Here is a 14880-nt window from a genome sequence, read left to right as displayed (position 1 = left end):
GCCCCGTCACTCGGCGGCGGGCGCTGCCGCGGCGCCTTGCGATGCAGCCGTCGCCACCGCCGCCTGGCTTTTCCCGCCGGCCGCCAGGGTTTTGATGATTTTCAGCTGCGAATCCGCGGTAACGCGCAGCGCGCCGTCCACGACGATGCGCTCGCCCGCCTTGAGTCCGTCGGTAACAAACCAGTTATCGCCCTGCCAGTCGCCGACCTCGACGACGCGCTGATGCGCCTTCGAGTCGCTATCGACGACCCACACGAAGTGGCTCTTCGCGCCCTGCAACACCGCGCGCTGCGGCACGAGCGTCGCATTGGGCCGGATCGCACCGGAAACGCGGGCCCGCACGAACTGGCCGGGGCGCAACGTGCCCTGCGGGTTTTGGAAGGTCGCGCGCACGAGGAAGGTTCCCGTTTCGGTACTGAACGCCGGGTTCGCGAAGTCGATCTGACCTTGCTCGGCATAGGGCGAGCCGTCGGCGAGAATCAGATGCACGGAGAAATCGTTGTGCGCGGGAAATCGCAGAAGTCCTGCCGCAATGTCATCCCGGTACTTCAGCATTTCGTTCTCGGAGATGCTGAAGTTCACCCACATCGGATCGAGCTGGTACACGTAGGTCAGCAAACCGTTCGTGGTCGCCGTCACGTAGCTGCCATCCTGCAGACGCGCGAAACTCGCCAGGCCGTTCAGCGGCGACTTGATCGTCGTGTAGCTGAGGTTCAGCAGCGCGGTGTCGACTTCACCCTGGGCGGCGATCACGGCGGCGGCGCTTTGCTTCTCGTTGCCGACCGCGTCGTCGAGATCCTTCTTGCTCAGCGCGTTCTGCGCCGCCAACGGCACCACGCGCGCGAGATTGGCCTTGGCGACTTCGAGACGCGCCTCCTGCTGGGCCAGTTGCCCTTTCGCGGTCCGCAGCGCGGCCTCGAACGGCTTGCGGTCCATCTGGAACATCGTTTGTCCCGCCTTGACCAACGCGCCTTCGGTGTACATGCGCTTGTCGAGGAAGCCGTCCACCCGCGCGCGGATCTCGACTTCACGCGAACTCTGCGTTTGCGCCGTAAATTCGAAGTCGACCGGCGTGTCCTGCTGCGTCACCGTCATCACGGTCACTTCCGGCGCGGCGACGACCGGCGGCGGTGGCGCCTTCTTGCACGACGCGAGCAACGTGAGCAGCGTCAGCGCCGCGACGATGGCGAGCAATGGGAGAGCGCCGCGAGAATGTGGCCGCGGCGAGGCCAGGGACACGGGTACGGTTTTCATCGCGCACTCCGCCTGATTACAAAGGCGTGCAGTTGCCGAACAGCACGAAGGCATCGTTTCTGTTCGCGATCGTCAGCGTCATCTCGCCGTCCGTCGAATCGACGACCAGCGTCCAGCCAAAGCCCATCTCATTGCCGAGGATCAGGAGCTGATCCGCGTCCTTGGTGACCGACAGCATCGGCGTCGTGCGCGCGGGACCGACGACCGCGCGTTTGTCGAAATCGAGAGTCAGGAATTTCGGCAGACCGAGATCCGCGGGCAACGCGCGCGTGCAGGCGATGCCGGGATCGCAGGCGTGCGCGTCGATCGTCGCGCAGATCAGCCGCTTGCTGCCGTCGAAGTCCGCCGCGCCCACCTGCATCGCAGCGGTACCGAGAAGAATCGCGAGACAAACCGAAATTGATTTCATCACGTGCGCTCCCGCTTTTATCCTTGAACGCTGCCGCACTCCGCGCGGCGCATCGCACGCGCAAAGGCACGCACGCGCCGCAACCTGTCCGGTTTCGAATTCGGTGCGGCGCAGCCGGTGTTCGGTTCGACGCGTTGACTGAGTTCAGTTTGGTGGTCCGAAGAAACGGCGACAATCGGACCTTGGTCTCATATCATCCGGCGCGAAGACGCGCGTTCAGGGTGTCGGCGGACCGCCGATGGCCACCTCGACCGCCTTGAACAGAATCGCGCTGGTGAAAGGCTTGCGCAGATACGCGGCCGCGCCGGCCGCGAGCGCGGTCTGGCGGACGGAGAGATCGTCATAGGCGGTAATCACGATGACCGGCACGCCCATTTGCGCGAGCTGACGCTGGACTTCCAGGCCGTTGGTTCCCGGCATCTGGACGTCCAGAATCACGCAGGCAGGCCGATACGACGGAATTGCCACAAGCGCATTCAAGAACTCGTCACCGCTGCAAAACGTCTCCGCCCTGATACCTTCGGAATGCAGCAAACGCTTGATGGCTCGGCACACCGACTCGTCATCGTCGACCACCGCAACGAATTGGTTAGGGTTGACCATATGACAGCGCGAACGCGCAGTCGCTCCGGAAAGTGGACCACTGATGCCTTAGCGTACTGGTTGAAACCCCAATGAGATATAAGACTTTGGTCCACTAGCGGTATCGGCCAGCGCCGCTGAAAGTGGCGGCGCAACGCGGGAGTCGGCGCCTGGCTCGGGCGATTATTCTTCGTCGGCCGTACAAACGCCGCCCTTTCGCACCAGATGAACGAGGTCGACGATCGATCGGGCCTTCATCTTCTCCATCACGCGGGCCCGATGAATCTTGATCGTTTTTTCGGCCGCGCCCAGATCGCTCGCAACCTGTTTGTTCAGGCGGCCAGTCACGACGAGTTCCATGACTTCGCGTTCGCGGCGGGTCAGATGCCTCATCCGCTCTTCTATTTCCTCGCGTTCGTGGCGCCGCCTGCTTTCCACACACGCGCGCGCGAGCGCGCGATCCACCGCGGCGAGCAACAGCGAGTCGCGCACCGGCTTGGGCAGAAAGTCGACCGCTCCGCCTTTCATCGCGTCGACGCTCGAGCCGATGTCGCCGTGCCCGGTCAGGAATACGATCGGCAGCAGCTGATCGAGCTTGCGCTGCACTTCGAGTCCCGTCATGCCCGGCATCTGCAGGTCGAGAACGAGGCAGGCTGGCATGCTCGTCAGATCGGCTCGTTCGAGAAAGGCCTCAGGACTGTCGAAGCATTCGACCTGGTAGCCGGAGGCGCGCAGCAAGCGGGCGAGCGCGCTGCGCACGCTGTCGTCGTCGTCGACGATGAAGACGCGAGTGTTGGTCTGGTTCATGATGATCGGGGCACGAGTCTCTGTCGGATATCGGTCGCGACGGGAAGCGTGACGTGAAACGATGCCCCTTTGCCCTCGTTGTTTTCCGCCCACAGCCGGCCGCGGTGCGCCGTGACGATCGTGCGGCTGATCGAAAGACCCAGTCCGAGCCCCTGCGGTTTGGTGGTGAAAAATGGCCGGAAAATCCTTTCCATGCTGTCGACATCGAGGCCCTGGCCGCGATCTTTTACCGTTATCCGTATCAGTCCGTCCGCTTCCTCACGCGCTGTCGTTTCGACGAGGCGGTCCGCGGCAGGGCAATCCTTGACCGCGTCGAAAGCGTTGAGCAGCAGGTTCAGGATCACCTGCTGAAGCTGAACCTTGTCGCCGCAAATCAGCGCCAGATTCTTCGGAATGTCGAAGCTCGTGCGCACGCTGCGCGTCAACGCATCGCTGTGCACGAGCGTCGCGATGTCGCGCACGACGTTGCCGACGTCCAGCAACTGCAACTCGATATCGCCTTTGCGTACCAGCGCGCGGATCTTCTGCAGCACGTCGTTCGCGCGGCAATTGTCGGCCACGATGTCTTCGAGCGCTTCGCGCAGCTCCACTACGTTGGTCGTCTCCGCATCCATGAATTTGCGTGCGGCTTGCGCGTTGAACAGGATCGCGGTAAGCGGCTGCTTCAACTCGTGCGCGAGCGATCCGGCGAGTTCGCCCAATGAAGAAACGCGCGCGAGATGCGCGAGATCCCTCGTATTTCCATCGACTTCGCCGCACGCACTGCAATCCGATATCGCGGTGATCCGCAATTCCTGATCGTGCACGCGGCATCGCGTGGTTTCCGCCTCCGCGTGAAAGCCGCCCCCATCGCGCCGCCGCGCGATCAGAATCTGCGTGGTCGTGACGCCGGGGATTTGTATCTTCGCGCCACGCTTGCCTGAGGCCGACCGATCGGCATTGATGCCATCGATCGGAAACAGCTTGGCGGTCGGCGCGCCGATCAGCTCTTCCCTCGTGTAGCCGAACAGTTGCGCCGCCCGCGCGTTCGCGAAGATGATCTGGTCCCGCTGATCGACCGTGACGATCGGAACCGGCAACATTTCGAGCGTCTCGCACAGCGGCATTCTCGCTTCGAGCACGCGCCGCGTGCTGCTATCGCCTTCGCCTCGCAGCCACGACGCGCAAGCGGCGACACAGCGCCGCCATGCCGGCAACGCGTACGGCGGCTCGTGGGTATCGCGGGTATCGTTGGTACTCTGTCGGCTCGACACGCCGGAGATACTGCGAGCGCGCTGAAACCGGTGATGCCTGGGTGAAGACTGTCTGGAAGGGTCGCGCCCGGACAGTGGAGCACCGTCGTTGCGCGTAGCGTCGATCTGTGACGGGCCGCTTTGACCCATGTGGCGCGGTTGCGCGTTCAGCGCCGTGAGAATTCCCGCTACCCCGATCGCCAGGTGTCTGCCACGCACGATCAGATTAATCATTGGCACCTCCGGGTCCAGTGCGAACGGATTCCGTACAACTGCGACGTCTTTATCTTTGGGCTTCGAACCACATAATTGACTTCACAATCGATACTTCGCACGTCGGGTGGCTGGAAGTCAGTATAGGCTATCCAGAATCACTTACCGAAGGGTTACCTTAATTTATGCCGCTTACTCGGGAAACTACTCAATAGTGTTCTGCGTTGTCCGCCATCAATCGGAAAATGCCGACAGAGTTTGTTAGGCAGTTAATTATTGCCGGGCGGGGCAGTGTCCGTGCCGTCCGTTTGCACGCACAGGAAAGTTAGCAAACTGGCAACGTCGCCGTACGAGCCGCAATGTTCCCCTGCGCCGTGACGGATTTGCACTAGCCCATGAAGCCCGGCGAGATAGCGCTTTCAGATGAAAACTTCCAACCGTAAAGCTTTCATGCATCGCGAATCGCAGAGTCAGCGGGTATACCCAACGCTAATTCTCCAATTTAATTAATTGGTCGGCGATAGGTTTTTTTGAAGCAAGTCAACGCTTTTATCGCCCGCTATTCCAGTGCGAATCATTTTCATTCATCGACCACAAAAAATAAAATTATGCCAGGCAGATGACTAAACGCAGCGCCGCGGCGAGAAGGCGTGTTTCGGCTTCGTCTTTTCTACCGGTATTGAATAAACAGGACGGTCAGTGCAGATTACAGGCAGCGTGGCTGCGAGTCGCGAGCGCATCTGGCTCGCAGCATTTCGTGGGAACAACGGGAGGGATGATAGGGAGGCTTGGCGAGGTGAGTCCGCCAAAAAACTATCCACTGCGCGTCACCGTGCCAAGGCACGCGTAGCGTGTCGCGCGGCCTGGCTGTAGCGAAACCGCGCAACACGCGATAGACGCGCCACCGTGTGACAGCGCCATGACGATTCGATCGAATGCCGCTGCTTGCCGCGCCCTGTTACAGATTCATGCGCGTAACCTTGGTGCCGGCCAGCGACAGGTCTGCCATTAGGCCCGTATTTGTCAAGACCATCGCGACGACCTCGGCGGTCGCCGACGAGGTATCGACCGCGCCGGTAGCGCCGACCTTCAGCAGTGAAACCGAAGCATCGGCGCCCACCGACCAGCCCTTCGCGTTGCGGAATTTCTCGAGCGAATCTTTCGTCATGAACAGGAAGAACACGGCGGTCGACTGCGCGCCGGCCTGCAATCCGAACGATGCCGCGGCGGTACTGTAATAGCCGACCGTCGCTCCGCCGACGCGCAATGCCCCTTCGCCGTACTCGCCACCGACGATGAACGCCGCCTTCTTCACCGAAGGAAACACCAGCACGCCCTGCGCCTTCGATACCAGTTCGTGCGAGCCTTGCACCGTCTCGAACAATTTCGACAGCGCACCGTTCACGGCCGCGTCGATCTCCTGCCGTTTGGCGGCGTCGGTAGTGGCGCTCTCGCCACTGCCTCCGGTCGTCGTGCAACCCGCCAAAGCCAGACTCGCGGCCATGGATGTAAGCGCGAGCGTGTGCACAAAGTTCCGTCTGTTCACTATCGACTCCGTTCTGGTTACGATCCGAGTCGCCAGTCCTGATGGCTGGAAGCCTCGATCTTTTTTCTCCGCCGTGAAGCGGCATAGCCGCCCAAGGAACCATCAATGCCATCGCCGCCCGTCGATTTTCTTCGGTATCCGGATGCGACGACTACAACGCTTGCAGATACATGATGTCACGCTGAAACCGCTGCGGAATCGGACCTTGGTCTTACAGGAAGCGCGGTGTCGATGATGAATGAAACGCGAAGCCAGCGAAGCTGATTGGCGGGGCCGACCTCGATCATCCGCCGAGCGCGATGATCGCCACGGTGAGCAGGACGCCGACCGCCGCCATCGCAAGGCCGGCCTGCCAGCCGCGAAATCCCGCGTAATGCCCCAGCGCCATGCCGCTGCCGAATAACATCGCGATAGTCAAGACACGGGAGACGATCAACGCCGTCGGAACGTTCGCGAACAGCACGAAGGGCAACGCGACCGGGAATGTTGCGGCTACTACGAGCACAAAGATAGCCGCGGCGGCGGTGAAATCGTCGCGCACGAATACTGCCCGCTGCGGCAGATCCGGCCGCGCCGCAACACGCCTGCGGATGGACTCGAGCTCCATATCGCCGATCAACGGTCTGAGCCACGCGGCCATTGCGTCGTGAAGCGTCCGAACGCCCGCGGCCGCATTCGGCTGGCTTCGCACGGAATGCGCAAGCGTCACACGCCTGCCGCGAGCCACCAGCGTACGCACGAGGAACATCACCGCGTCCGCGAGGCCCCATGCGAGATTGCAGCCGAGCGCGGTGTAGAACATCTTGTGCCCCGCGTCGGCACCCGCGCCGACGGCCGAGACGGTGCCGACGAACGTCAGCGCCATGAAGAGGCCGAAACATAACTCGCACACTCGATCGACGACATCGAGAACCGGCTCCCTATCGCCGAAGTTTTCCTGCTCCGTGTGACCCGTGGCATCCATGAGGCCTCCCGTGGCGATGACGTGAACCGAACCCGCCCGTTGCTGGCATACGGATGAGGCGTGACGAGGACAGTCGGATCGGGCAGGCGCGAGCGGACGCCCGCAGCATACAGCGCGCCCTGTACCGGCGATATTGGACCAAGGTCGTATGGCCCTGGTTCGCGTCGCGCTCTACCGTGGGAATGGATCATTGCGTAGTACGCTGGAACAGTCCGCGCTGGGGAGAAGAGAATGGCCAAAACGAAGTCGGACAACGAGCAGCCCGAGCAAGACAGGGCGCTGTCGTACAAGGAATATCGCAAGGCGCTTTTCGATCTGCATGTCGAGCTGGTCAAGCTGCAGGAATGGGTCGTGCAAACGGGAAGCAAGGTCTGCGTCGTCTTCGAGGGACGTGACGGCGCGGGCAAAGGCGGCACGATCAAGGCGATGACCGAGCGCGTCAGTCCGCGCGTCTTCCGCGTCGTTGCATTGCCCGCGCCTAGCGAACGTGAAAAAAGCCAGATGTATATGCAGCGATACGTGCCGCACTTGCCGGCCGCGGGCGAGATCGTCATTTTCGACCGCAGCTGGTACAACCGCGCGGGCGTCGAGCGCGTGATGGGTTTCTGCTCCGAAGAGGACGTGCAGACGTTCTTCAAGGCCGTGCCGCTCGTCGAGCGGGCGATCGTCGAATCCGGGGTCCTCCTCCTCAAGTACTGGCTCGAGGTCAGCCCCGAGGAACAGACCCGACGTCTCGAGGCACGCATCCACGACGGTCGCAAGATCTGGAAACTGACCGAGATGGACCTGAAATCCTATAGCCGATGGTATGACTACTCGCGTGCCCGCGATGAGATGCTCGCGGCGTCGGACACCGACTATGCTTCGTGGTTCATAGCGAATTCAAACGACAAGCGGCGCGCGCGACTGAACATCATCAGCGACATGCTTCAGAGGATTCCGTACAAGCAGCCTGCCCGCAAGAAGGTCTCGCTGCCGAAACGGCAAAAGCCCGACGGATACAAGGAACCAGACTATCCGTTTAAATACGTGGCCGAGCGGTATTGATCAGGCAGGTGTTGCTCAAGCTGACTTTCAAACGTACGGCAGCGTTGCCTCGCACCCGGCTTCAACGAGGCTGCGGCGATAAGCGAAGGCCGCGAGCGGGTAGTCGAAGAAGAAGCGGCCCGTCTCCCGCTTCTCCACATAGAACGTTTCCGCCTCGCATTGCGGCGTCGCAATTCGCAGCGTGCGCGCCCATGCGAACGCCAGCAGCATCCAGCCAAGCATCGCGAGATAGTCGTCCGCGACCCGGTATGCCGTCTCCGGGTCTTGCGCGTGGCGTGCCTTGATCGACCGTGTCGTGCTCTCCACTGTCTGTGCGAGCTCTGCGAGCTTCGCGCCGGCGGCACGAACCGGCGGATCGGACTCCTGGCACAGCCGCGCGCGAACGGATCAGGCCGACATCGCTGCCGGCCTGGGGCTCGGTCAGACACATCGTCGATAGCCGCTCACCACTCGCGACTTTCGGCAGCAATGCCTTTTTCACGCGTTCGCTGCCATACGTCTGCAAGCATGCCGTCGCGCCGTGCGTGAGCCCGGGCGACATCAACCATGCATGGTTGGCGCCCGCGAGCATTTCCTGAAGTGCGACGTCGAGAAGCTGCGGCAGGCCCTGTCCGCCGTGCCCGGTGTCGAGCGATAATGTCGGCCAACCCGCTTCGACGAATTCCGCGTAGGACTCGCGAAAGCCCGCGGGCGTCGTCACCTTGCCCGCGTCGAAACGACATCCTTCGAGATCGGCGCTCGCGTTGAGCGGCGCGATGCGCTCCTCGACGAAACGCGCCGCTTCCTCGAGCACCTGCTGCGCGGTCTGCGAGTCGAGGTCTTGCCAGTCGGGCACGTCGCGCCACCACGAAGTGGCGTCGAGCCACTCGTCCATCACGAAGCGCATATCGCGTAGCGGCGCCTGATAAGTCAACGTCATTTGTTCCTGTCCCTGGACTAGCTGCCTCTGCGCGCATGGATCACGGTCGCGTCGGCGGCGTCGGCTTCGTGCATTGCTTCCACGAGCGCGGCCCGGTGCTGGAGCACGGCGCGCTGATTGATCGAGCCTTTGTCGGTGATCTCGCCGAGGTCGAGCGACGGCGGCACGCTCAGCAGGTGCATGCGGGCAATGAACGAGGCACTGCCCGTCGCACTCCGATTCAGCCGCGCGACGAGTTCGCTGAAGAAGTCGCGCACGGCGGCCGTGTTGAGCACGTCCTCGGCGCTCGCATCGGCGGGCGAACCCGCCAACGAGCGACACGCGTCGAGGCGCGGAAAAATCATCGCGCCCACTTCGTCGCGATTCATCCCCGTAATGACGGCATCCTGAACGTAGGGCGCCCCTTCGCTGATGATGCGCGCGCGCATCGGCCCGACGCTGACGAACGTTCCAGACGCAAGCTTGAAGTCCTCCGCAATGCGGCCATCGAACATCAGGCCCAGTTCGGGACGTTGCGGGTCGACGAAACGCACGGCGTCTCCTGTGCGGTAGTAGCCTTCATCGTCGAACACGCTGCTCTGAAGCGCCGGCGATGCTCGCCAGTAACCGCCCATCACGTGAGGGCCGCGAAAGCGCGCTTCGAATTTGTCATCGACGGGCGCGACCTTGGCCTGGCACCCGGGCGGCGGCAAGCCGATATAGCCGGCGCACGATACCGGTCCCGTCGTGAACAGACACGACGGCGCGGTCTCGGTCATGCCGAGCCCGGCCATGATGCGGATGCGTTCTCCGCAATGTTCGAGCGTTACGCGCTCGAGACGCTCCCACGCCGCCTGCGACAGACCGGCGCCCGCGAAGAAATACATCTTCACGCGCGAGAAAAACCGCTCGCGCAGCGCCGCATCCTTTTCCAGCGCGATGGTCAGTTCTTCCCAACCCTTCGGCACGTTGAAGTAGATGGTCGGCGCGACCTCACGCAGATTGCGCAGCGTCTCGTCGAATTTGCCGGCCACGGGCTTGCCGTCGTCGATATAGAGCGTGCCGCCGTTGTACAGCACGATGCCGACGTTGTGGCTGCCGCCGAACGTGTGATTCCACGGCAGCCAGTCGACGAGGACCGGCGGCTCGATGCCGAACTGCGGAAAGGTTTCGAGCAGCATCTGCTGGTTTGCGCCCAGCATGCGATGCGTCGTCGGCACGGCTTTCGGCAGGTTCGTCGAGCCGGACGTGAACAGGAACTTCGCAATCGTGTCGCCGTTCACGCGCGCGTTGGCAGCGTCGACGTCGCGCGGGGCCGTGTCGAGCAATGCGTCGAAGCGCGTCACTCTCGACGCGTTTGGCGCGGGCACCGCGCTGACACGTTCGACGTCGCTTCCCAGCGCGGCATCGAGCGCCGCTGTGTATGCGCCGATATCGTCCGCGTAGACCAGACCCGGTTTGAGCAGTTCGAGGACATGGCGCAGCTTTCCGTAATCGCCCGACATCAACGAATAGGCCGGCGAAACGGGTGCGTAAGCGATACCCGCCCACATCGCGCCGAGTGCGAGTTGCATATGTTCGACGCTGTTGCCCGACAGGATCACCAACGGGCGTTCCGCGCTGAGATCTCGATCGAGCAGCGCCTGCCCGATCGCACGCGCGCGCTCGAGCATCTGCGCATACGTGATGCCCTGCCACGCGCCACCGGCATCGCGTCGTGCGACGAGCAGCCGGTCGGGATGCGCGCGTGCGCCGCTCAGCAGGCGGTCCGTAAAGCGCTCCGGAAACGGACCCAGAGGTTCAGGTGTCTCGAGGTACCAGCAGTCGCCGCGTTTCTCGATCCGCGCTGAAGGTGCTCCGACGGCGACGCTCCTGTATCCGGTCGCCAGAGAGCTTGCGTGGCTGTGCTCCGATTCCAAAACCTGTCTCCTGATTGTGCCATTTCATGCAAGGATGAGGTGGCCGCAATCGTTGCGGCCGGGAGCCGACGTCTAGATCGGATAATGACGCGGACTCGTCTGCACCGTGATCCAGCGCAACTCGGTGAACTCGGGAATCGACGCCTTGCTGCCGAAGCGCCCATAACCACTCGCCTTCACGCCGCCGAACGGCATCTGCGCCTCGTCGTGCACGGTCGGGCCGTTGATGTGGCAGATGCCCGACTCGATGCGTTTCGCGACGTTCATCGCGCGTGCGATATCGCGGCTGAACACGGCGGCCGATAAGCCGTACTCGCTATCGTTGGCGACCGTCAGCGCCTCTTCGTCGCCGTCCACGCGCTGCACCGTCACCACGGGGCCGAACGATTCATCGGCATAAAGCTTCATCTCGCGCGTCACGTTCTCGACGATCACCGGCTGCATGATCGCGCCTTTCACCTCGCAACCGAGCGGCAACTTCGCACCCTTTTCGCGGGCGTCTTCGACCAGCGCGCGAATGCGCCGCGCGGCGGCTTCGCTCTCGAGCGTGCCGAGGATCGAGCCCGGCTGTGTCGGATCGCCTGCCTTCAGCGTGCGCGCTTTCGCGACGAGCTTTTCGACGAACGCATCTGCAACCTTGCGATCGACGATCACGCGTTCCGTCGACATGCAGATCTGCCCTTGATTGAAGAACGCGCCGAACGCGATGCCCTCGACGGCAGCGTCGAGGTCCGCGTCGTCGAGCACGAGCACCGGCGCCTTGCCGCCCAGTTCGAGCAATGCGGGTTTCAGATGGCGCGCGGACAGCTCGGCGACGATGCGGCCGACACGCGTCGAACCGGTGAAATTCACACGCTTCACGGCAGGATTCGCGACCAGACGCTCGACGATCGCGGGCGCGTCTTCCGGCGCATGCGTGAGCACGTTGACGACGCCTTCGCCGAGACCCGCGTCGTTCAGCGCTTCGCCGATCAGCGCATGCACGCCGGGACAACCTTCCGATGCCTTCAGCACGACCGTGTTGCCGCACGCGAGCGGCATGGCGAGCGCGCGCGTCGCGAGAATCACAGGCGCGTTCCACGGCGCCATGCCGAGCACGACGCCGCACGGCTGGCGCACGGCCATTGCGAGGCTGCCCGGGACGTCGGACGGAATCACCGCGCCGTCGATCTGCGTCGTCATCGCCGCGGCTTCGCGCAGCATGTTGGCCGCGAGCATGACGTTAAAGCCGTACCAGTTCGCCATCGCACCCGTTTCGGCCGCGCCGATCTCGATGAACTCGGCCGTGCGCGCGTCCATGCGGTCGGCGGCGGCTAGCAGGCGTTTGCGGCGCTCCGTCGGCGTGAGCGCCGCCCATGCCGGGAACGCGCGCGCCGCCGCGGCGACGGCCGCATCGGCATCCTCGACGGTGGCCGCCGCGGCGCGGGTGGCAACCGCCCCCGTCGCGGGATTGATGCGCTCGAAGGTCTTGCCGTTCGACGCGGCACGTCTCGCGCCGCCAATCAAAAGGTTCGTCTGATGCATGTGTTCGTCTCCTCAGTCGTCCTGCTGAAGTGCGCCGCTTAGCGCTTGTAGGTCTGCAAGCCCGGCTTGATGCTCTTGTCGTCGAGGAACTGCTTGAGGCCCTGTTCGCGGCCGCCTTCCGGATCGCGATAGTTCGCCTGGTCGAGCTTCGCGTACAGGTAATCTTCGTTCTGCTCCCACGTGAGTTCGCGCGAACGCTTGAAGCCATGCTTCGCGTTGCGCAGCACGACCGGGTTCTTGTTCAGCAGCTTCGCCGCGAGAGCGATCGTTTCGTCGCGCAGTTGCGCGAGCGGCACGCTTTTGTTCACCAGACCCATCTTCGCGGCTTGCGGACCCGTGAAGGTGTCGCCCGTCATGATGTAGTACAGCGCTTCACGATGACCGACGGTATCGGCCATCGCCTTGCTCACGAGGTTGCCCGGCGGAATACCCCAGTTGATTTCGGACAGGCCGAACACGGCTTCGTCCGCGGCGATCGCGAGATCGCAGGCGACGAGCGGAGAGAAGCCACCGCCGAAGCACCAGCCGTTGACCATGGCGATCGTCGGCTTCGAGTACATGCGCAGCAATTGCCATTGCCAGCGGCTCGCGTCGCGGCGAATCCGCTCCTGCAGCACGTCCGGGCCCGCGTCCACTTCGCGGAAATATTCCTTCAGGTCCATGCCGGCCGTCCATGCACTGCCTTCGCCGGTCAACACGAGAACCTGGGCTTCGGCGTCGAGTTCGAGCGTCTCGAGAACGTCGATCATTTCCTTGTTCAGCGTCGGGCTCATCGCGTTGCGCTTATCCGGACGATTGAACGTGACCCAGGCGATTCCGCCTTCCACCGCGACCTTGACCGTTTTCCAGCGTCCTTCGTAACTCATCTGCTTCTCCGTATCAATGCCGCCCTCGCGGCCTGAGCTCAATTTAATATCAGGTGACCTGATAAGTAAAGTACAATATCGAAGTCTTGGTACAAACCCCTAACCGCCTATGCCGACGATCACGAGAAAGCCGTCAGGGTCTGAATCGACAGCGCGCGCCACGGCGCGGCGCAACCTGCGCAACCTGCGCGATCGAAGGCACGCTGCCGCTCCGGTGCGTCTCAGCTACCTGGCCGGGCAGCTCGACAAGATTCTCACGCGGCAGCTTTCCGAAGCGCTCGCCTCGCATGGTCTGACGTTGCCGCAATACACCGCGCTGTCGGTGCTGCGGGCGCGCGCACGTTCGTCGAACGCACAGCTCGCGCAGCGCTCGTTGATCACGCCGCAAGCGGCCAGCGCGGTCGTCAAATCGATGGAAGCGAATGGATGGGTGACGCGCGTGGCCGGTCCGCTCAACCGTCGCGTCGGGCTGCTGTCGCTGACGAAGGCCGGCGAAACATTGCTGGCTCAGTGCGACGGTGCCGCTGACAGGGTCGAGCAATCGATGCTCGGCGAAATCGATGAACACGATTCACAGATGCTGAAAAACCTGCTGTTGACGTGCGTGCGCAATCTTCGCGCAGCCTGACGCATCAGCGTTAATTACACATAGGAGACCCCATTGAACATCGATCAACTGAAGGCCATCGACACCCACGTGCACGCCGAGGTGTCGTGCTGCCAACCGCCGGACCTGTTTGCAAATGAATTCGACGAAGCCGCCGACAAATACTTCGGCACCGTGCTCAAACAAGGGTGCCGCCCGACCATTCCCGAAACGATCGAGCACTATCGGGAGCGCAATATCGGCTTCGTGATGTTTACCGTCGACTGCGAAGCGAACATCGGGCGCCGTCGCATTTCGAACGAAGAGGTCGCGGAGTTCGCGCAGAAAAACTCCGACATCATGATCGCGTTCGCCAGCATCGATCCGCACAAAGGCAAGTTCGGCGCGCGCGAAGCGCGGCGGCTCATCGAGGAGCACGGCGTGCGCGGTTTCAAGTTTCACCCCACGATGCAGGGTTTCTTCGCCAACGACCGCATGGCATACCCGCTCTACGAAGTGATTGCCGAGTACCGGCTGCCGGCGGTTTTTCACAGTGGACACTCGGGCATGGGCTCGGGCATGCGCGGCGGCGGCGGTTTGCGCCTCAAGTATTCGGAGCCGATCTACCTCGACGATGTCGCCGCCGACTTCCCTGACATGAAGATCGTGATCGCGCATCCCTCCTGGCCATGGCAGGAGCAGGCGCTGTCGATCGCGCTGCACAAGCCGAACGTGTATATCGATCTGTCGGGCTGGTCGCCGAAGTACTTTTCGCCCGAGCTGGTCAAATATGCGAACACGCTGTTGCGCAACAAGGTGCTGTTCGCGTCCGACTTCCCACTGATCCGCCCGGACCGCTGGCTCGAAGACTTCGATACGCTCGACATCAAGCCCGAAGTAAAGCCGCTCGTTCTGAAGGAGAACGCCGTCAGGTTGCTTGATCTGCGGGCCCGAGGCACGACGAATCACGAATGACGCATGAAAAATGGCCCGGCGCGAAAACGCCGGGCCAGCTGGGTCCATCAACGAAGAG

The 14880-nt window shown here is 62.7% G+C and carries 14 protein-coding genes and 1 pseudogene; 3 read left to right on the top strand and 12 right to left on the bottom strand.

The genetic code is table 11. The annotated features are described in order from the left end of the window. Positions 1–6 precede the first annotated feature (6 nt). The 7 genes from HDG32_RS06405 to HDG32_RS06375 form a co-directional block, all read right to left on the bottom strand. Entirely contained in the window at positions 7–1254 is a 1248-nt protein-coding gene (locus HDG32_RS06405) for an efflux RND transporter periplasmic adaptor subunit (RefSeq protein WP_184064520.1), read from the bottom strand. A 16-nt stretch (positions 1255–1270) separates the two neighbouring features. Beyond that, entirely contained in the window at positions 1271–1663 is a 393-nt protein-coding gene (locus HDG32_RS06400) for a hypothetical protein (RefSeq protein ID WP_184064517.1), read from the bottom strand. A gap of 216 nt (positions 1664–1879) precedes the next feature. Continuing rightward, on the bottom strand, positions 1880–2266 hold the full coding sequence (locus HDG32_RS06395; RefSeq protein WP_090808964.1) for a response regulator transcription factor: 387 nt from the start codon (positions 2264–2266) through the stop codon (positions 1880–1882). A gap of 162 nt (positions 2267–2428) precedes the next feature. Beyond that, positions 2429–3052 (bottom strand): response regulator transcription factor, encoded by a 624-nt coding sequence (locus HDG32_RS06390; RefSeq protein ID WP_018424532.1) that lies wholly within the window; start codon positions 3050–3052, stop codon positions 2429–2431. Further along, positions 3049–4518 carry an ATP-binding protein gene (locus tag HDG32_RS06385; protein WP_184064514.1) on the bottom strand — a complete coding sequence of 490 codons (1470 nt, stop codon included), beginning with the start codon at positions 4516–4518 and terminating at the stop codon, positions 3049–3051. Before HDG32_RS06385 ends, HDG32_RS06390 begins: the two co-directional genes overlap by 4 nt. 937 nt (positions 4519–5455) lie before the next feature. Further along, positions 5456–6043: a YSC84-related protein gene (locus HDG32_RS06380; RefSeq protein WP_409340005.1), complete on the bottom strand. Its 588-nt coding sequence runs from the start codon at positions 6041–6043 to the stop codon at positions 5456–5458. A gap of 283 nt (positions 6044–6326) precedes the next feature. Next, positions 6327–7007 carry a hypothetical protein gene (locus HDG32_RS06375; RefSeq protein ID WP_184064511.1) on the bottom strand — a complete coding sequence of 227 codons (681 nt, stop codon included), beginning with the start codon at positions 7005–7007 and terminating at the stop codon, positions 6327–6329. Between the two features lie 231 nt (positions 7008–7238). Between HDG32_RS06375 and ppk2 the strand changes: the two genes are divergently transcribed. Continuing rightward, complete coding sequence (gene ppk2, locus HDG32_RS06370) at positions 7239–8054, top strand: polyphosphate kinase 2 (RefSeq protein WP_184064507.1); 816 nt, start codon at positions 7239–7241, stop codon at positions 8052–8054. 27 nt (positions 8055–8081) lie between these two features. Here ppk2 and HDG32_RS36255 read toward each other — a convergent pair whose 3' ends face one another. The 5 genes and pseudogenes from HDG32_RS36255 to HDG32_RS06350 form a co-directional block, all read right to left on the bottom strand. Further along, positions 8082–8360 (bottom strand): acyl-CoA dehydrogenase C-terminal domain-containing protein, encoded by a 279-nt coding sequence (locus HDG32_RS36255; protein ID WP_311539612.1) that lies wholly within the window; start codon positions 8358–8360, stop codon positions 8082–8084. 196 nt (positions 8361–8556) lie between these two features. After that, positions 8557–8928, bottom strand: a pseudogene (locus HDG32_RS36250) (acyl-CoA dehydrogenase family protein); the annotation flags it as partial. A 62-nt stretch (positions 8929–8990) separates the two neighbouring features. Next, positions 8991–10871 (bottom strand): feruloyl-CoA synthase, encoded by a 1881-nt coding sequence (locus HDG32_RS06360; protein ID WP_184064504.1) that lies wholly within the window; start codon positions 10869–10871, stop codon positions 8991–8993. Positions 10872–10943: 72 nt separating this feature from the next. Continuing rightward, positions 10944–12395, bottom strand: a complete 1452-nt coding sequence (locus HDG32_RS06355) for an aldehyde dehydrogenase (protein WP_184064501.1) — start codon at positions 12393–12395, stop codon at positions 10944–10946. Between the two features lie 38 nt (positions 12396–12433). Next, positions 12434–13261: a p-hydroxycinnamoyl CoA hydratase/lyase gene (locus HDG32_RS06350; protein WP_090810398.1), complete on the bottom strand. Its 828-nt coding sequence runs from the start codon at positions 13259–13261 to the stop codon at positions 12434–12436. A gap of 214 nt (positions 13262–13475) precedes the next feature. Here HDG32_RS06350 and HDG32_RS06345 point away from each other — a divergent pair, with 214 nt between their 5' ends. Together HDG32_RS06345 and HDG32_RS06340 are read left to right on the top strand one after the other, a co-directional pair. Continuing rightward, entirely contained in the window at positions 13476–13889 is a 414-nt protein-coding gene (locus tag HDG32_RS06345; RefSeq protein WP_311539611.1) for a MarR family transcriptional regulator, read from the top strand. Between the two features lie 33 nt (positions 13890–13922). After that, positions 13923–14822: an amidohydrolase family protein gene (locus HDG32_RS06340; protein ID WP_184064495.1), complete on the top strand. Its 900-nt coding sequence runs from the start codon at positions 13923–13925 to the stop codon at positions 14820–14822. Positions 14823–14880 lie beyond the last annotated feature (58 nt).

The organism is Paraburkholderia sp. CI2 (assembly GCF_014201055.1).
Taxonomy (GTDB): Bacteria; Pseudomonadota; Gammaproteobacteria; order Burkholderiales; family Burkholderiaceae; genus Paraburkholderia; species Paraburkholderia tuberum.
This window is presented reverse-complemented; position numbering and strand designations above follow the sequence as displayed.

Coding starts and splice junctions, on each gene's coding strand:
- HDG32_RS06350 (WP_090810398.1), bottom strand. CDS start 13,261: ATGAGTTACGAAGGACGCTGGAAAACGGTCAAGGTCGCGGTGGAAGGC.
- HDG32_RS06375 (WP_184064511.1), bottom strand. CDS start 7,007: ATGGATGCCACGGGTCACACGGAGCAGGAAAACTTCGGCGATAGGGAG.
- HDG32_RS06385 (WP_184064514.1), bottom strand. CDS start 4,518: ATGATTAATCTGATCGTGCGTGGCAGACACCTGGCGATCGGGGTAGCG.
- HDG32_RS06400 (WP_184064517.1), bottom strand. CDS start 1,663: ATGAAATCAATTTCGGTTTGTCTCGCGATTCTTCTCGGTACCGCTGCG.
- HDG32_RS06405 (WP_184064520.1), bottom strand. CDS start 1,254: ATGAAAACCGTACCCGTGTCCCTGGCCTCGCCGCGGCCACATTCTCGC.
- HDG32_RS06390 (WP_018424532.1), bottom strand. CDS start 3,052: ATGAACCAGACCAACACTCGCGTCTTCATCGTCGACGACGACGACAGC.
- HDG32_RS06395 (WP_090808964.1), bottom strand. CDS start 2,266: ATGGTCAACCCTAACCAATTCGTTGCGGTGGTCGACGATGACGAGTCG.
- HDG32_RS06355 (WP_184064501.1), bottom strand. CDS start 12,395: ATGCATCAGACGAACCTTTTGATTGGCGGCGCGAGACGTGCCGCGTCG.
- ppk2 (WP_184064507.1), top strand. CDS start 7,239: ATGGCCAAAACGAAGTCGGACAACGAGCAGCCCGAGCAAGACAGGGCG.